Origin of the sequence: Rhizobium sp. Root1204 (genome assembly GCF_001424965.1) — a bacterium.
In the GTDB taxonomy this organism is placed as follows: domain Bacteria; phylum Pseudomonadota; class Alphaproteobacteria; order Rhizobiales; family Rhizobiaceae; genus Pararhizobium.
This window is the reverse complement of record NZ_LMCZ01000023.1, coordinates 179,706-195,879: the sequence shown is the minus strand read 5'-3', so window position 1 is coordinate 195,879 and position 16,174 is coordinate 179,706. Positions and strand designations below refer to the sequence as shown.

Genomic DNA, 16,174 nt, shown 5'->3' with positions numbered 1-16,174 from the left:
CCAAGGGGCGTCGCCCGTAACGAAAGGCTTGTCATGCGGCAAAAACACCTTCTTCGCCTGCTCAGCGGTGCTGCCTTCCTCGCCTTGGCGTCCTTTTCCGGCGCAGCCCCAAGCTTTGCCGAGGAAAAGCCTGCGGTCGAAGAAAGCAAGCCATTCGATCTGAATTCGGTCAACAGCTTTTCCGGCGCGTTTCTCGCTGCCCGCACTGCGGATGTCGATCACGATCTCGATACCGCGACCAAGCTCTACCGCACGGCGCTTGAATTCGAACCTGACAATGTCGACGTCAAGCAGCGACTGATGATCACGTCGCTGATGAACGGCGATTTCGAGGGCGGCGCCAAGATTGCCGAAGAATTGAAGTCTGACAGCTCCGTCGAGCGGATCACCACGATCACCCGCGCCGTCGAGGCCATCCGCAAGCGGGAATATCGCCACGCGCAGAAAATCCTCAATTACGAAGGCCCGAACGATCTCGACCGGCTGATGAACGGCCTCCTTCTCGGATGGGCGAAAGCCGGCGAAGGCAAGCCCAAGGACGCGATCGCTGAAATCCAGGCGATGGAAGGGCCGGAGTGGTTCCGCATCTTCAAATCCTACCATCAGGGCGCCATTGCGCTGGCCGCCGGCGACAAGTCGACGGCCCGCTCGAAGTTGAACGACGCCGTTCTAGACCGTGAAGGCGGCAGTGCTGCCCCCGATACCTTCATGCGTGCCGTCGTCGCGCTGGCAAAGCTTGAGGCCCGCGACGGCAACAAGCAGAAGGCGCTTGATGCGGTTTCGGTCGGCGAAGGCTTCATCAGCAATTATGCGCCGCTGAAGGCGCTGCGCACCAGCATTGAAGAAGGCAAGCCGCAGGAGCAGCAGGTTCGCAGCGCCACCCAAGGAGCCGCCGCCGTGCTGTTTTCGATCGGCGCGGCACTGAACCGCGATGGCGCGGAAGACATTGTTTCGCTCTATCTGCAGACCGCGCGGGCGCTGGATCCGGAAAGCGCCGATATCCTCGTCATGCTCGGCGGTATCGCGGAAAACCTGAAAAAGCCCGAGCGGGCCATCGCGCTCTACAAGAGCGTGCCGGAAAATTCGCCGATGCGGCGCCTGTCGGAAATGCAGCTGGGTCTCAGCCTTGCCTCGATCGGCAAGGTCGATGAAGCCAAGCAGCATCTGAAGGAACTGATCGACCTCGACCCGAAGGACGTGCGCAGCTACCTCGCCTATGGCAGCGTGCTGTCGGACGCCAAGGACTACAAGGAGATGGGCCTGGTCTATGACCGTGCCGTCGCGGCGATCGGCCCGGTGCCGCAGCGCAGCGACTGGACGATCTTCTTCCAGCGCGGCATCGCCTATGAGCGCCAGAAAATGTGGGACAAGGCCGAGCCGAGCTTCAAGAAGGCGCTCGACCTCAATCCTGACCAGCCGCAGGTGCTGAACTATCTCGGCTATTCCTGGGTCGATATGAACATCAATCTCGAGGAAGGCCTCGGCATGATCCGCAAGGCCGTCGATCTGAAGCCGGACGACGGCTACATCGTCGATTCGCTCGGCTGGGCCTATTTCCGGATGGGCCGTTTTGACGACGCTGCGGTCGAGCTGGAGCGCGCGGTCGAGCTGATGGCGGGTGATGCGACCATCAACGACCATCTGGGCGATGCCTATTGGCGCGTCGGCCGCAAGCTCGAAGCCGTGTTCCAGTGGAACCAGGCCCTGGCGCTGAAGCCCGAGGAAGCGGAAATCCCGAAGATCAAGGCGAAGATCGAAAGCGGCTTGCCGCCGGTTGAGGTCAAGGTGCCGGCCGCCGCCGAGGCAGGCGATACCCAGCCGAAGAAAGTGGCTCCGGACGTCGCTGCCGGCAAGAAATCCTGATTTCGCCTTTCAATGGCAAGTGAGGATGGAATTTTAGGATTTTCGCTGACGCGGACCGCGCCGGCGAAAATCAATCTGGCTTTGCACGTCGTTGGCCAGCGGGCCGACGGTTATCATCTGCTGGAAAGCCTCGTGACCTTTGCCGATGCGGGAGACCGCATCGGCTTTTCCCTTTCAGATGAAGACCGGTTTACCATCTCCGGCCGCTTTTCCGCCGATCTGCCGCTTGCCGGCGAGGCTGCGGCGGGGAACCTGGTGCTTAAGGCGCGTGACCTGTTGCGGGGCCATCTCAGCGAAAAGGGCATCAAGGCGGGCCCAGTTCACCTGCATCTCGAAAAGAACCTGCCGGTCGCTTCTGGTATCGGCGGCGGCTCGGCCGATGCGGCTGCCACGCTTCTTGGGTTGCTTGAATTGTGGCAGGCGTCCATCAATCCAGGGAGCCTGCAGGAGATCGCGCTAAAGCTTGGCGCCGATGTGCCGATGTGTCTTCATGGCCGACCGCTGGTTGCGCGCCGCATCGGGGAAGACATCGATGCGATTGCCGAATTTCCGGCCTTCCCGATGCTGATCGTCAACCCGCTGAAGGCGGTCTCGACGCCGGTGATTTTCAAGCTCTTGAAGGACAAGACCAAGCCGCCGCTTTTGATGCCGCCGGGCAGGCGATCGCGTGACGGCTGGATCGATGCGCTGACAGGCCTGCGCAACGATCTGGAGCCGCCCGCCCGCGAACTCGAGCCGGACATCACTTCAGTCTCTGAGGCGCTTGGTCTGACGGAGGCCTGTCTTGTCCGGATGTCCGGATCGGGTGCCTCCTGCTTCGGCCTTTACGCAAGCACTGAAGCCCGGGACGAAGCGGCAGCTGTTCTTTCCAGGCAACACCCTAACTGGTACGTTCTGGCCTGCAACAGCGTTGATGGAGACCACGATGACCGAGGCTAAATCGCCAAGACCTTTCGTTCCGGTCGGGATCGCGGTGCTCACCGTCTCCGATACCCGCACGCTGGCTGACGACCGTTCCGGCGATACGCTGGCCGCCCGCATCACCGATGCCGGACACCGGCTCGAGGCCCGCGCCATCGTTCCGGACGACAAGCAGAGGATCGCGGCACAGGTGAAGGCCTGGACGTTGACCGACACGATCGACGTGGTGATCACCACCGGCGGCACGGGTTTTACCGGACGCGACGTGACGCCTGAGGCGCTGGAGCCTCTGTTTGAAAAGCGCATGGACGGCTTTTCCGAGGTCTTCCACCGGATTTCCTATGACAAGATCGGCACCTCGACGATCCAGTCACGCGCCACCGGCGGCGTTGCCAATGCCACCTTCATCTTCGTGCTGCCGGGCTCGCCCGGCGCCTGCAAGGACGCCTGGGACGGCATCCTCAAGCAGCAGCTCGACTACCGGCACATGCCGTGCAACTTCGTCGAGATCATGCCCCGGCTGGACGAGCACCTGAAACGCGGCTGACCGCCACTTTTCAAACGGCCCAATCCTTCCTGTTCCATTCGTAACAGCGCGCCACGATGCAGCATCGTAGAACTGTCCTCATCGGGAGACGGAATGAGGAGGACAGAATGGCAGGCTCACCCACCGGTGATGCGACCTCCCTCCCCATCCAGATCTCGGCAGACAGCATGAAGGCGGCGGATTTCACGTTTCGAAAGCCGTCCCGCAAAGCGATACGACGCGGCGGCTGGGTTTGACGCGGCAAGCCATTTTAACGGTTCATTTTTTCATGACGGCAGGGCAGGTCCGAAAGGGCCTGCTCTTTTTGCGGTGGGCCGCGCCTACAGGTTTTCCGCACCCGGGCGGTTGGCGATGGCCACCCATGCCGGCACCAGTTCGCTGCCAAGCTTGCGTGCCGCCCGGCCATTGGCAAAATCAGCAAGCTGCATCGATGTTTTGGCGATCGCTGCCGCCTGCTGTTTCGATAGCAGCAATCCCTGTTCCAGCGGTGCCGGACGGGTGACGATGCGCTGCAGGAATGGCCGGCGATACTGCCTCGAAGGTGAGAAACGCGCCGGCATCTTGTTCAGCGACATATATTCCGCCACGTCGTCGATCCAGCGCCCCGCCGGCCTGGCGCCTGCTTCAAGCAAAAGCAGCCAATTGCCACGCGCGGAACGGACGATGTCGGTCATGTCCCAGCTCGTACAGAAACGGGCGCCCGCAGCATCTGCCACACGGCTCGAACCATCCTGTGAGGCATGATCGAGAATAATCACGTCGCTCACCAGCCCTTCCACGGCACCCGCCACCAGCGCCGAAAGTGTCTGCGCCAGTTCAGCTTCATTATCGCGGGTTTCGGTGATGATCGTCAGCATTGCCGTCCATACCGCATTGCACACAAATTTTCCACACGCCCTTCTTCCCCGGGCGATTAACTTTTGATTCATGATGAATGCACCGGCATTCGCACCCAGGAACGATTACCCGTATCCGAGCCATGCATCGGATTTTTGTTCTTGCATTGTTCTCATTTTCGCGATAGGAAAATAATCAGAGGACATCGGAGAGTCTGTACCGACTGTCTCCCGGAGAAACCCATGAACGAGCTGTCTCAGATCAGGCAGGGCGCTTTGGCGCCTGCCAATACGGCAGATATGGCCGAAGCGATGATTGCCAGCTCCGGGCTGCGCATCGAGATCGACCGGCGGCGTGGACGTGGCGCGGCGATCAATTCGTCCGGCCGGTTCGAACAGGTGTCGCGGCAGCTCGAAGATGACGGCTGGGATTCACTGGAGGACCTGCCGGTCTTCAAGACCGAAGTCCAAGTGGAGAAACCGCGTTCGATCATCAGCCGCAACGATTCACCCGACATTCCTTTCGACCGCTCCGTCAACCCCTATCGGGGATGCGAGCATGGCTGCATCTATTGCTTCGCCCGCCCGACCCACGCCTATATGGGCCTGTCGCCGGGGCTCGATTTCGAGGCAAAGCTGTTTGCCAAGCCGGACGCTGCAAAGCTGCTGGAGCGGGAACTGGCCAAGCCCGGCTACAAGGTCCGTCCGATCGCCATCGGCACGAATACCGATCCCTACCAGCCGGTCGAGAAGGAATGGCGGATCATGCGCCAGATTCTCGAAGTTTTGAAAGCCGCTGATCATCCGGTGATGATCGTCACCAAATCGGCGATGGTGATGCGTGACATCGATATCCTGGCCCCGATGGCTGAGAAAGGCCTGGCGAAAGTCGGTCTGTCGGTGACGACGCTCGACCGCAAGCTTGCCCGCCTGATGGAGCCACGGGCCTCGACGCCATCCAAGCGGCTGGAAGCCATCAAGGCGCTGTCCGAAGCCGGCATTCCCTCAACGGTGATGATGGCGCCGGTCATTCCGGCCCTCAACGACCATGAGATCGAACGGGTGCTGGATGCGGGCAAGACCGCTGGAGCAACGAGTGCGAGCTACGTGCTGTTGCGCCTACCGATCGAAGTCAGCCCGCTGTTTCGCGATTGGCTGCTGCGCAATTATCCGGATCGCTACCGCCACGTCATGTCGCTGGTCCGCTCGATGCGCGGCGGCAAGGATTACGACGCGGAATTTGGCAAGCGCATGAAGGGTGCCGGTCCCTATGCCTGGCAGATCGGCCGCCGTTTCGAGCTGGCCGCCAAGCGGCTGGAACTGAATTTCACCCGGCGCCCGCTGAACTGCGATCTGTTTGTGCCGCCGTTGGGGACCGGTGTTCAACTGTCACTTCTCTGACGGGCAACAGGATTGATCCGGGCGCAATCCCGAAGATCGAATACCGATGCTGCTTCTTGCCCCGAGGCAGCATGGGTCATCCTCCGGCAACCGCCTCATTGCCGAAGGACTTGCAGGGAATCGGGCTTGTATGCGAGTTTCGCCGCATGTCACGACGCACACCGCCCGATTCCCCCTTTCTTTTCGACACCATTGAAGGCCCCGATTTCAGCTTCGAGCTGGCTGGACGCCGCGATGGATTGTGGCCAGTCGCAGGAACCGATGAAGCCGGACGCGGTCCCCTCGCAGGCCCGGTCGTTGCCGCCGCCGTCATCCTCGACCCCGACAACATTCCCGAAGGCCTGAACGACAGCAAGCAGCTGTCGATCGCCCGCCGCGAGGAATTGTTCGAGATCATCCTGTGCACTTCCATCGTCTCGATCGCCTCGTCCGGAGCAGGCAGGATTGACGACACGGATATCCGCAAGGCAAGCCTCGACGCGATGCGCCGGGCTGTAGCGGGCCTGTCACAGGCACCGGCGCTGGTGCTGGCCGACGGCCGCGACATACCACCTGGCCTTGCTTGCATGGGCAAGGCTGTCGTCAAGGGCGATGCCCGGTCGCTGTCGATTGCGGCCGCATCGATCATTGCCAAGGTAGCACGCGACCGCATGATGACCCGTGCCGACCTGGTTTTCCCCGCCTACGGTTTTGCCACCCATGCCGGTTACGCCACGCAGCGCCATCGCAATGCCATCGGCGATCATGGCCCCTGCCCGCTCCACCGGATGAGTTTCAGGCCATTGCGGCAAGACGGCGCTGAAATACCGAATGAAGAGTTGCCCGCCTGAAAACGTGACTGCACCGGCTTGGAACAACACCGCGTGTCCAGCGTTTAATACACCGGTCATTGACATAAAAAGACACAGCCGCGGTTTTTCTTGTGTGCGGCGTGCCGCGGGTAACAAACAACCGGGCGGACGGGTTATAGAACCAAGAACAATATCTACCCGCGATTCCCGTGAAAGGTTCGAACCGTGTTTTTTGGACTGATTTTCATCGCTGCGACAGCAGGGGCCAGCATTCCAGCAACGCCGGAACCAACCGCGGACGCCCTCCAATTGGATCTGCAGACCGCCTATAGCTGCAAGGATATCGACGGCCGCAAGGTCTGGAAGGGTGGGCTTGCCTATTACATCCAGTCATTCGTCTATGATGACGCGACGCCGGATGATGCAGGCAATATGGCTACCGACGCAGTCCTGGCTGAGGACAACAGCCCTGAGACGATGCAGGAGTTCGCGCAGGCCTGCCTGACGATGGCACCGACTGCGAGCATGGATAACTAAAAGGTTTATCCCGCAACGTTTCACTTTTTGACCGGCAAGCATCCGCCCCGAAGAAACTTCGCTGGCGGCGGCACGCCTGCGGGGTCGCTTACCCGGATCAATATCCGCAGACGATCCCGTCAGCAGACACAAAAAAGGCCGGCGCGAGCCAGCCTTTTCAAATCTCTATTGTGCAGACAATCAGTTCAGGCGGGTCTTGACGTCGCTGAGCGCCTTGGCGAACAGCGCTGCCTGTGTTGCCGCGTCCGACTTTGCCGTGATGACGCTTTCGGCGGCAGCAATGGCGATGTCGACGGCAGTGGCGCGAACCGAATTGATCGCGTCGGTTTCGGCCTGCTTGATCTTCTGTTCCGACAGGGCCGTGCGGCGAGCGACGAATTCGTCGGTCTTCTGCTTGGCTTCGGCAGTCAGCATTTCGGCTTCGCGTTCAGCAGCGGCAACGATGTTGGCGGCTTCAGCTTCAGCGTCCTTGCGCTTCTTCTGGTATTCGACCAGCAGAGCCTGGGCTTCGGCGCGCAGGCGCTTGGCTTCGGCCAGTTCGTTGGTGATACGGCCAGCGCGCTCGTCGAGCGACTTTGCCAGCATGCCCGGAACCTTGAGGTAGACGACGAGAGCGAGGAAAAGCACCAAGCCGACGGTGGCCCAGAATGTGGCCAGTGAGGTCAAATCCATGATGCTCTCCTTACTTCGCCGTTGCCTTGACCGCAGAAGCGATCTCGGCCTTCGATGCCTTGCCGCCGATCAACTGCTCGACAACGGCTGCCGCAGTTTCTTCAGCGATTGCGCCGACGTCGGCCAGAGCCTTCGTCTTGATATCGGCGATGCGGGCTTCCGCAGCGGAAATCTTGTTGTTCAGGCTGGCTTCGACCGCAGTACGATCGGCAGCAGCCTTTGTCTTTGCAGCTTCGCGCGCCTCGGAGGCGATCGCGTTGCCCTTGGCCTTGGCAGCGGCCAGTTCCTGCTCGTAGGCAGCAATGGCGGCGTCCGCCTCTGCCTTCGAACGGGATGCATCATCGAGGTCGCGTGCGATCGTATCGTTACGCGTTTCGAGGATACCACCGATGCGCGGCATGACGACCTTCGACATCAGAAGGTAGAAAAGACCGAAAGTAATCGCCAGCCAAAGCAGCTGCGACGCAAATGTCGAAGAATCGAAGGGCGGGAACACTCCCGAGCCATGTCCGCCTTCTTGGGCAACACCGGTTTCGGTGTGGACCTCGCCGGCAGCGGCGTCGTGGGTCTCTGCGCCTTCGGTGGTGGTTGACTGGGCGTATGCCGCGGTCACAAACATGCTCACCTCCAGGTGCATTCAGAAAAGATGCGGGCCGCGACCGAAACCGCGGCCCTGCCTTCAAGCCGGTCTTAGACCGCGAAAAGGAGAAGCAGAGCTACGAGCAGCGAGAAGATGCCCAGAGCTTCCGTAACGGCGAAGCCGAATACGAGACGGCCGAACTGGCTGTCTGCTGCCGACGGGTTGCGCAGGGCGCCCGACAGGTAGCTACCGAAAATGTTGCCGAGGCCGAGAGCCGTGCCGGCCATACCGAGGCAAGCGAGACCTGCGCCGATGTACTTTGCTGCTTCCGCGTCCATGATTTTCTCCTTGAAATGGTTGTTGCGGCTAACTTTGGTACTTTCACCGATCAGGACCGAAGAACGATCCGGAGCGAGAAAGCCCCACGACTTTATTCCTTAGTGGCCACCCGGATGCACTGCGTCGTTGAGGTACATGCAAGTCAGCACCGCAAAGACATAGGCCTGGAGGAAGGATACGAGGAATTCGAGACCCGTGAGGGCAACGGTCATGATGAGCGGAAGGATCGCACCACCGATACCCAGCGCGCCGAGGGTTCCAAGCGAGGCAACGAAGCCTGCGAACACTTTCAGCGTGATGTGGCCGGCCAGCATGTTCGCGAAGAGACGAACGGAAAGGCTGATCGGACGGGACAGGAAGGAGATCACTTCGATTGCAATAACCAAAGGCAGAAGGATACCAGGTACGCCAGAGGGCACGAACACATTGAGGAAGCCAAGGCCGTGCTTATAGAAACCGTAGAACACCACAGTACCGATGACGAAGAGCGCAAGCGCAAAGGTCACGATGATCTGGCTGGTGACGGTGAAGAAGTAGGGAACCATGCCGAGCATGTTTGCTGTCAGGATGAACATGAACAGCGAGAACACCATCGGGAAGAATTTCATGCCGTGGGAGCCTGCGCCTTCGCGCAGCATCGAGGCGATGAATTCATAGGAAATCTCGGAGACGGACTGCATGCGGCCCGGAACCAGGCTGCGCGTCGACGTCGTGAAGTAGAGGAAGCAGGTCGCAACCGCGAGCGTTGCCACCATGAACAGCGATGCATTGGTGAAAGAGAAATCAATACCGCCAATTTCGATCGGAACGATCTTGTTGACCACAAACTGGTGTACCGGATCTACCTTATCGCCTGCCACAGCCGCTCTCTCTCGTTACTTACCGCCCATGAGGCGAACATTTAAACCTGCGACAAACAGCGCGCTTACGCGTCGTCACTCTTGTTCCTGATGCCCTTGCCCAGCTGATCTGCGGGATGAGGCGCTGCCACCATGCCCGCCGAACGCAGGACGTTCAGCACACCGGCACAAAAACCAAGCAGGAGAAGCACAATCATCCCCCACGGCCCTGTACCCGCAAAATGGTCCAAAAGATAGCCCAGAAGTGCACCGACAATGATCGCCGCCACAAATTCGCTCGAAAGCTTTATTGCGACCTGATAACCCTTGCGGTTCTGCGCAGCGCGCGCCTCATCCGCAGCGTATTTCGGATCTTCCTTGCGCTTTTCAGACAGCTCGGACCCGAGGCGTTTTAGCCGGTCTTCCAGACCCTCTTTCCGGTTATCCGTCATGTGGCATCCTCCCTTTTGCTGCCCGTCACGGTGATAAACCATGAGCTTGGTCATACAAAGGCCGGATTTGAAGCCACCCGCACGGCCCGTTCTGAAGTCGGCCGCAACATAGTTTTAGGGGCCTGTATAGTCAAGGCACCTGCAGGCCTTGTTAGGCCACAATATTAATGAATTAAAACAATATCTTACTGTATAAAAGCGAACGCTTGGCCGGATTCTGAGGGAATCACCGCGGGGCTTTACTCGGTGATCGCGGGAATGAGTCCGGCCCACTGCTGCCGCTTGGCAGGCTATCAGCTCCATCCGCCGCCATAGGTGCGGTAGAAGATGTGCTTGCCGATCTTGGAGACCCGCTTCATCGTCGGACCCCAGTCGGGCTTCACATACGTCGCGTGATAATGTGTCGCCGAACCGACTTCGGGAAACCAGATCTTGCCGGCGGTAACGGCCAAGGCAATCTCCTTGGCCGTCGCCCACGCGGAACGCGACCAGACGATATCAGGAATGCGGTCGCAGGCAAACGAGAACTGGCAACGGTTATACCAATCCTTGTTCTGATAGACGACACCGCAGACAGTCGACGGATAGGCGGGATTGCGGACGCGGTTGAGAATGACCTGGGCGACGGCTGCCTGTCCCTTCAACGTTTCACCGCGCGATTCGAAATAGATGCCCGATGTCAGGCATTTTTGTTCGGCTTCGGAAAAGACCGTGGCGGGCAGCGGATTGGCGGCCCAGGCATGGTCCTCTGGCGCTATATCGGGAATGAAGCGGCCGGCAGACTTGTTTTCCCGCAGGATCGAATCAAACGGCGACTGGCGGGCATAATCCGGCTCGGCCGGTGCATAGGCAGTCGCAAGGACATCGGCGGACGGGTTGGTCACCAGGCTTGCCAGCATGGGCGACACGCCGGGATCGGCTTTCGGGGCCTTCTTCTTGTAGAAGGCCGTGGCGATCTTGATTTCCTTGCCCTTGATCTTGGACTTGGAAAAGACCATCCGCTCCTCGGTATCGAACAGCGGGTCAGTGAGCGAACTGGTGCGCTGCAGGATTGAGCCTGCGGTAAAATCCTTAGGCGGCGTCACCGGCGCCACGGCGATGATGCGGCCTTTCTTGTCCTTGCGGTTGACGCGGTCTTCATCCGGGCGCGGATCGGCCCGCTTCTGCTCGGCCGTCAGGGACACCTTGCCGCCGCCGGGCAATTCGATCCCTGCTCCATCACCGATCGCACCGGTAATGACCGGATCATTGAAGGTCATCTCCACCTGATGCAGCGAGCCCGCCGGCGAGCGGGTCATGTGCATGCGCCAGCGCTCGCCGCCGCGGTTGATACCGGAGAGGAAGGTTGCGAGGTCGGAATGAGCGGCCACCGAGGGAAAACCGGCGAAGAGGCCGATGCCAAGCATCAAGGGGGCAGCCCAGCGCGCGGACGGCAAACCGGACGGGAAACGCAACACTTTACTCTTACGCACCAACCGTACTCCACGCACTGATAGACGCGGGTCTCCATCCGGCAAAAATACCCGGACCGTCTTTTCCCGCGGAAGTGAATCGGACAAGCAGTGATGTCGCACTCAATCGCGCGTTTACCGCTTCAACTGCCCTGACAATGAAGCATTAACCTTGATGGTTGGTTAATGGCATCTGCCGGGAATGTGGGACCAGAACGCAAAAAGCCTCCCGGCCGTCAGGCGCGGGAGGCTTTTTGAGACAAGGGCCTCGTCAGATGATGACGTGCGAGCCCAGTTCCACCACGCGGTTGGTCGGCAGGCGGAAATAGTCGGACGGGTCGATGGCAGCGTTGGCAAGGCCGATGAAAAGCCTGTCTTGCCAGTGCGGCATCCCCGATTGCGCATCCGGCACGAGTTTGCGCCGTCCGAGATAGAACGAGGTCGACATGATATCGAATTTCAGACCGGTCTTGCGGAACAGGCCGAGCGCCTGGGAGACATTCTGGGTCTCCATGTAACCGAACCGCATTTCGAGCAGGCTGAAGCGCTCGGACAGGCTGCTGGCCGTGACGCGCTGATCCTTGGACACAACAGGCGTGTTGAGCGTGCGGATCGTCAGGATGAAGTTCTGCGAATGAAGCACATGGTTGTGTTTGATATTATGCAGCAGCGCCGCCGGCGTCGATTCAGGATCGCTGGTCAGGAAGATCGCCGTTCCCGGCACTGAAACCGGCGCGTGCTCGCTCTTGCGCTCGATCGACTTGACGAAGGAGGCAAGCGGGATATCGGTATGGCGCGTCTTGTCGTGCAGGATCTTGGTGCCGCGCCGCCATGTCCACATGATGACGATGATCGCAGCCGCAATCAGCACCGGCACATAACCACCATCATGGATCTTCAGCATATTGGCGCCGAAGAAGATCATTTCCAGAGCAAGCAGCGGCAGCAATGTCGCGATCGCCAGATAGAGCGGCCAGCGCCAGCGCACCCGGACGAACTCGTAGGCCAAGAACGTATCGACGACCATCGCACCAGTGACCGAGATGCCATAGGCGGTGGCCAGCGATTCGGACGAGCCGAAGACGAAGACCAGCAACATGACGCCGAACATCAACAGCATGTTGACGTTGGGAAGATAGATCTGGCCGGTCTGGGTTTCCGACGTGTGGAAAATAGCCATGCGCGGCAGGAAGCCGAGGTGGATCGCCTGACGGGTCAGCGAGAACGCACCGGTGATGACCGCCTGGGCGGCGATGATCGTCGCGCAGGTGGCGAGGATAACGACCGGCAGCAGAGCCCATTCCGGAAACATCAGATAGAATGGATCGGACATCGCTTCCGGATGTTTCAGAACCAGAGCCCCCTGCCCCAGATAGTTCAGAGCCAGCGCCGGAAAGACGAGGCCGATCCACGCCCATTGGATGGGCTTGCGGCCGAAATGGCCAAGGTCAGCATAAAGCGCCTCGGCACCGGTGACCGTCAGGAACACCGCACCGAGCACGACAATGCCGACATAACCGGCATGAATGAGGAAATGAACGGCATAATAGGGGTTAAACGCGGCTAGAATGCCGTAGTCATCGGTAATGTGGCTGAGGCCGGCAACGGCGAGAACGATGAACCACAGAGCCATGATCGGGCCGAAGAATTTTGACACCGCCGCCGTACCGCGCGACTGGACGGCAAACAGCAGCAGCAGAATGACCACCGAGATCGGCACCACATAGGGCGAGAGCGTTGGGGTGACGAGTTTCAGGCCTTCGACAGCGGACAGAACCGACAGCGCTGGTGCAATGATCGCATCGCCGATGAACAGGGCTGCGCCGGCAATACCGAGGAAGAACAGTCGGTTTGCACGCTTGCTGGAATATTTCATCAACAGCGCCAGGAGCGACAGCGTCCCGCCTTCGCCATTGTTGTCGGCGCGCAGCAGGAACAGCACGTATTTCAAGGTGACGATAATCGTCAGCGTCCAGATCATCAGCGAGATCAACCCGATGATCTCCAGGCGCGTTACCCCGTCGGCGGCGACCGGACGCAAGGCTTCGCGAAAGGCGTAAAGCGGGCTGGTGCCGATATCACCATAGACGACGCCGATCGACCCCAGGGACAGAGCCAGAAGCTTCCGTATCTCCTTGTCGCGCGTCTCTGGTTTAGCTGCAGAATGAGACATCTGAATATTTTCGGGCTCTCAGAGCCAGCCTTTCCAGCGAAAGAAGTAGTAGGGGACGATGGCCGAAATCACCATGCCGATCACGGCCATGGGATAACCAAATGCCCATTTCAGTTCAGGCATGAAATCGAAGTTCATGCCGTAGAGCGAAGCGACCAGGGTCGGCGGAAGAAACACGACGGCCGCAATCGAGAAAATCTTGATAATGGCGTTCTGCTCGACATTGATCAGCCCGAGCGAAGCATCGAGCAGGAAGGTGATGTTTCCAGAGATGAACGAAGCATGTTCCGACAGCGACTGGATATCGCGCGAAATCGTCCGGCAAAGTTCCTTGGTCTCGCGGTTTTCCTGCACCGACGGGACGGTATAGAGGAATGTCAGGACGCGGGAGAGCGACGCAAGGCTGTCTCGGGTCTTGGCCACCAGCCGGTGATGCGACGCCACATCCATCAGCTTGGCTTCCAGATAATGCGGCGGCCGGCGTTTGCCGACGGGGCGGTCACCAAAAACCTGCAACGACAGGCCGTCGATCCGGGCAACAGCGATCTCAAGGATTTCCGCGGTGCGATCGACGATCGTTTCAAACAATCGCGTCACCAGAACCGTTCCAGTGGCGCAACCGCCGGGAATGCGGTGCATCGCTGCCGTGAACAGATCAAAGGCCTTGGGCTCATCATAGCGGATCGTGATCAGCATGCCGCGCGCCAGAACGAAGGCCACATCCGTCAGTTCCGGATGACCGCTTTCAGCCTTGCAGACGAGCGAGGCGGTCATGAACACTGCGTCCTTCGCCGTGTAAAGGCGGCTGGAGGGCTCAATATCCTTCAGGTCGTCGCGGGTGGGTACTTCGATGCCGAGAAAACCTTCGACAAGCAGATCCTCCGCCTTGTCCGGGCGCAGCATGTCGATCCAGACCACACCGGACGGCAGGGATGCAGGCGGCGTCGCCGCGCTGATGACCACGGCTTCACCATTCTCACGATAGGCAGTGATCATGCTGCGGCCCTTGCATGGGCGCCATCGGCCCAGGCACGGCCCATGACCGCAGCGCTGTGGAGACAGTCGGTAGAAAGAGCCGGATTGTGGCGAACCAGAATCAACCGGCCGTATGACATCAAAGCTGCGCGCGGCAGATCCATATGGAAACTCTCGTCGTTAACGACAAACCCTCAAACGGTCATCACGGTCATGCGGAGCCCGACGGAGGGCAGCACCGCTGGTGCATCCTTTCGGATGCGGGGAGGCATATGGAGCAAGGCACGTTCAAAATCAATGCAGAAAGTGGCACGACGCCACATTCTCGCCTAAAGACTTAACGACGCTCCCCGCCCGAATGTCAACAGCGAGCGTTTGTCAGCGCTGTTTTCACTCAGTGTTACAACAGATATGGGAGACCGACTGGTTTCTTCGGCATCTACTCGAACACGATGTTCGGCATGGTCCGGGCCTTATCCCCCTGGTGGGCGCCAACCTGTTCCCAGACCTTCTTGGCGATCTCGCGATAGACGCGGGTGATTTCGCTGTCGGGCTCCGACGCAACGACGGGTGTTCCTGCATCGGATGTCTCGCGGATGCCCATGGTCAACGGCACTTCACCGAGGAACGGCACACCGATACGCTCGGCCTCCTTGCGGGCACCACCATGACCGAAGATGTCGTAGCGCTTACCCGTATCGGGCGCGATGAAATAACTCATGTTCTCGACGATGCCGAGCACCGGCACCTCAACCTTGCGGAACATCGCCAGCCCCTTGCGGGCATCGATCAGTGCCAGGTCCTGCGGCGTCGAGACGATGACGGCGCCAGCCAGCGGCACCTGCTGCGCCATGGTCAGCTGCGCATCGCCCGTACCCGGCGGCATATCGACCACCAGCACGTCGAGATCGCCCCAGGCGACTTCGCGCAGCATCTGCAGAAGTGCCGATTGGATCATCGGGCCGCGCCAGATCATCGCGACCTCCTCATCAACGAGGAAACCCATCGACATGACCTTCAGGCCATAATTTTCCATTGGCCGGATCATCCGGCCCTCGATCTGCTGCGGCCGCCCGGAAATCTTCATGAGGCGCGGCATCGACGGGCCGTAGATATCAGCGTCGAGAATGCCGACGCGCAGGCCGTTGGCCTTCAGGGCAAGGGCAAGGTTGACCGATGTGGTGGACTTGCCGACACCGCCCTTGCCCGAGGCAACCGCAATGATCGCGCCGACACCCGGAATGCCGGCTTTTGCCGCAGCCGTCGGTGTGCGCGGGGCGGCGGGCGCATGGCTATGGCCCGCATGGGAATGACCGGCATGCGAATGGCCGGTCTGGGATGGTGCAGCGGCAGGCCGTTGAACCGGGGCGGAAGACGAAGCGCCCTTCTTGTCGGCGGTCAGGGCTACCATGGCACCCTTGACGCCCGGCATATCCTTGACCACCCGCTCGGCTGCTGCCCGCAAGGGATCCAGTTCGCGGGCGCGCTCGGCCGGAACCGTGATCGAGAAATAGACCTTGGAATCAGAGATGAAGACATCCGAGACCAGGCCCATATCGACGATATTGCCGTCCATATCCGGTCCGCGAACGCCTCTGAGCTTGTCGAGAACCTGTTCCTTGGTCACGTCGGTCATGTCATTCACTCCTGCCGCCAGCGCGGCTGGTTCGCCCTGCTGTCTCTGCCATGCGTTATGCGCTGACGTTCATACGAAGCCGCGCTGATGAAAGCCCATCATCGAAACTTGGTATTAGATAATCGAGCCGGAGTGTTTCGCCAATGAGGTGGATCAGAAAA

Annotated in this window: 17 protein-coding genes; 7 read left to right on the top strand and 10 right to left on the bottom strand. The window is 59.9% G+C overall.

From position 1 onward, the window contains the following. Nucleotides 1-33: 33 nt before the first annotated feature. From ASC96_RS19540 to ASC96_RS34290, 4 genes are all read left to right on the top strand, one after another. On the top strand, nucleotides 34-1,863 hold the full coding sequence (locus ASC96_RS19540; RefSeq protein WP_060504793.1) for a tetratricopeptide repeat protein: 1,830 nt from the start codon (nucleotides 34-36) through the stop codon (nucleotides 1,861-1,863). Nucleotides 1,864-1,875: 12 nt separating this feature from the next. Continuing rightward, on the top strand, nucleotides 1,876-2,802 hold the full coding sequence (locus ASC96_RS19535; RefSeq protein ID WP_060504792.1) for a 4-(cytidine 5'-diphospho)-2-C-methyl-D-erythritol kinase: 927 nt from the start codon (nucleotides 1,876-1,878) through the stop codon (nucleotides 2,800-2,802). Then, entirely contained in the window at nucleotides 2,789-3,331 is a 543-nt protein-coding gene (gene moaB / locus ASC96_RS19530; RefSeq protein WP_060504791.1) for a molybdenum cofactor biosynthesis protein B, read from the top strand. The genes ASC96_RS19535 and moaB overlap by 14 nt, the downstream gene beginning before the upstream one ends. A gap of 107 nt (nucleotides 3,332-3,438) precedes the next feature. Further along, on the top strand, nucleotides 3,439-3,567 hold the full coding sequence (locus ASC96_RS34290) for a hypothetical protein (protein ID WP_277995986.1): 129 nt from the start codon (nucleotides 3,439-3,441) through the stop codon (nucleotides 3,565-3,567). An 84-nt stretch (nucleotides 3,568-3,651) separates the two neighbouring features. On the opposite strand, the gene ASC96_RS19525 is transcribed toward ASC96_RS34290, so the two are convergent. Continuing rightward, the gene (locus ASC96_RS19525) at nucleotides 3,652-4,188 is read right to left on the bottom strand and encodes a hypothetical protein (protein ID WP_060504790.1); all 537 of its coding nucleotides are present in this window, start codon (nucleotides 4,186-4,188) and stop codon (nucleotides 3,652-3,654) included. A gap of 222 nt (nucleotides 4,189-4,410) precedes the next feature. On the opposite strand from ASC96_RS19525, the gene ASC96_RS19520 reads away from it, so the two are divergent. The 3 genes from ASC96_RS19520 to ASC96_RS19510 all read left to right on the top strand — a co-directional run bounded on the left by ASC96_RS19520 (nucleotide 4,411) and on the right by ASC96_RS19510 (nucleotide 6,896). Continuing rightward, entirely contained in the window at nucleotides 4,411-5,568 is a 1,158-nt protein-coding gene (locus ASC96_RS19520) for a PA0069 family radical SAM protein (protein WP_060504789.1), read from the top strand. A 146-nt stretch (nucleotides 5,569-5,714) separates the two neighbouring features. Continuing rightward, nucleotides 5,715-6,398, top strand: coding sequence for a ribonuclease HII (locus tag ASC96_RS19515; protein WP_060504788.1), 684 nt, complete (start codon nucleotides 5,715-5,717; stop codon nucleotides 6,396-6,398). A gap of 270 nt (nucleotides 6,399-6,668) precedes the next feature. After that, the gene (locus ASC96_RS19510) at nucleotides 6,669-6,896 is read left to right on the top strand and encodes a hypothetical protein (protein ID WP_156393797.1); all 228 of its coding nucleotides are present in this window, start codon (nucleotides 6,669-6,671) and stop codon (nucleotides 6,894-6,896) included. Between the two features lie 180 nt (nucleotides 6,897-7,076). Here the strand turns inward: ASC96_RS19510 and ASC96_RS19505 are convergent, their stop codons facing one another. From ASC96_RS19505 to apbC, 9 genes are all read right to left on the bottom strand, one after another. Continuing rightward, nucleotides 7,077-7,562, bottom strand: coding sequence for a F0F1 ATP synthase subunit B (locus ASC96_RS19505; protein WP_200954877.1), 486 nt, complete (start codon nucleotides 7,560-7,562; stop codon nucleotides 7,077-7,079). A gap of 16 nt (nucleotides 7,563-7,578) precedes the next feature. After that, complete coding sequence (locus ASC96_RS19500) at nucleotides 7,579-8,187, bottom strand: F0F1 ATP synthase subunit B (protein WP_060504785.1); 609 nt, start codon at nucleotides 8,185-8,187, stop codon at nucleotides 7,579-7,581. Between the two features lie 71 nt (nucleotides 8,188-8,258). Next, a complete protein-coding gene (locus ASC96_RS19495; protein ID WP_037106138.1) occupies nucleotides 8,259-8,486 on the bottom strand; it encodes a F0F1 ATP synthase subunit C in 228 nt (75 codons plus the stop codon). 99 nt (nucleotides 8,487-8,585) lie between these two features. After that, entirely contained in the window at nucleotides 8,586-9,347 is a 762-nt protein-coding gene (locus tag ASC96_RS19490; RefSeq protein ID WP_037106135.1) for a F0F1 ATP synthase subunit A, read from the bottom strand. A 65-nt stretch (nucleotides 9,348-9,412) separates the two neighbouring features. Next, the gene (locus tag ASC96_RS19485) at nucleotides 9,413-9,778 is read right to left on the bottom strand and encodes an AtpZ/AtpI family protein (protein WP_060504784.1); all 366 of its coding nucleotides are present in this window, start codon (nucleotides 9,776-9,778) and stop codon (nucleotides 9,413-9,415) included. A gap of 293 nt (nucleotides 9,779-10,071) precedes the next feature. Further along, nucleotides 10,072-11,184 (bottom strand): cell wall hydrolase, encoded by a 1,113-nt coding sequence (locus ASC96_RS19480; protein WP_060504885.1) that lies wholly within the window; start codon nucleotides 11,182-11,184, stop codon nucleotides 10,072-10,074. A gap of 316 nt (nucleotides 11,185-11,500) precedes the next feature. After that, nucleotides 11,501-13,402: a potassium transporter Kup gene (locus ASC96_RS19475; protein WP_060504783.1), complete on the bottom strand. Its 1,902-nt coding sequence runs from the start codon at nucleotides 13,400-13,402 to the stop codon at nucleotides 11,501-11,503. An 18-nt stretch (nucleotides 13,403-13,420) separates the two neighbouring features. Continuing rightward, on the bottom strand, nucleotides 13,421-14,398 hold the full coding sequence (locus tag ASC96_RS19470; protein ID WP_060504782.1) for a magnesium transporter CorA family protein: 978 nt from the start codon (nucleotides 14,396-14,398) through the stop codon (nucleotides 13,421-13,423). 418 nt (nucleotides 14,399-14,816) lie between these two features. After that, on the bottom strand, nucleotides 14,817-16,013 hold the full coding sequence (apbC, locus tag ASC96_RS19465; protein ID WP_060504781.1) for an iron-sulfur cluster carrier protein ApbC: 1,197 nt from the start codon (nucleotides 16,011-16,013) through the stop codon (nucleotides 14,817-14,819). Nucleotides 16,014-16,174 lie beyond the last annotated feature (161 nt).

Bases quoted from the DNA above. Each gene is read 5' to 3' on its own strand.
- ASC96_RS19540 (WP_060504793.1), top strand. From the start codon at position 34: ATGCGGCAAAAACACCTTCTTCGCCTGCTCAGCGGTGCTGCCTTCCTC.
- ASC96_RS19535 (WP_060504792.1), top strand. From the start codon at position 1,876: ATGGCAAGTGAGGATGGAATTTTAGGATTTTCGCTGACGCGGACCGCG.
- moaB (WP_060504791.1), top strand. From the start codon at position 2,789: ATGACCGAGGCTAAATCGCCAAGACCTTTCGTTCCGGTCGGGATCGCG.
- ASC96_RS34290 (WP_277995986.1), top strand. From the start codon at position 3,439: ATGGCAGGCTCACCCACCGGTGATGCGACCTCCCTCCCCATCCAGATC.
- ASC96_RS19525 (WP_060504790.1), bottom strand. From the start codon at position 4,188: ATGCTGACGATCATCACCGAAACCCGCGATAATGAAGCTGAACTGGCG.
- ASC96_RS19520 (WP_060504789.1), top strand. From the start codon at position 4,411: ATGAACGAGCTGTCTCAGATCAGGCAGGGCGCTTTGGCGCCTGCCAAT.
- ASC96_RS19515 (WP_060504788.1), top strand. From the start codon at position 5,715: ATGTCACGACGCACACCGCCCGATTCCCCCTTTCTTTTCGACACCATT.
- ASC96_RS19500 (WP_060504785.1), bottom strand. From the start codon at position 8,187: ATGTTTGTGACCGCGGCATACGCCCAGTCAACCACCACCGAAGGCGCA.
- ASC96_RS19495 (WP_037106138.1), bottom strand. From the start codon at position 8,486: ATGGACGCGGAAGCAGCAAAGTACATCGGCGCAGGTCTCGCTTGCCTC.
- ASC96_RS19485 (WP_060504784.1), bottom strand. From the start codon at position 9,778: ATGACGGATAACCGGAAAGAGGGTCTGGAAGACCGGCTAAAACGCCTC.
- ASC96_RS19480 (WP_060504885.1), bottom strand. From the start codon at position 11,184: ATGCTTGGCATCGGCCTCTTCGCCGGTTTTCCCTCGGTGGCCGCTCAT.
- ASC96_RS19475 (WP_060504783.1), bottom strand. From the start codon at position 13,402: ATGTCTCATTCTGCAGCTAAACCAGAGACGCGCGACAAGGAGATACGG.
- ASC96_RS19470 (WP_060504782.1), bottom strand. From the start codon at position 14,398: ATGATCACTGCCTATCGTGAGAATGGTGAAGCCGTGGTCATCAGCGCG.
- apbC (WP_060504781.1), bottom strand. From the start codon at position 16,013: ATGACCGACGTGACCAAGGAACAGGTTCTCGACAAGCTCAGAGGCGTT.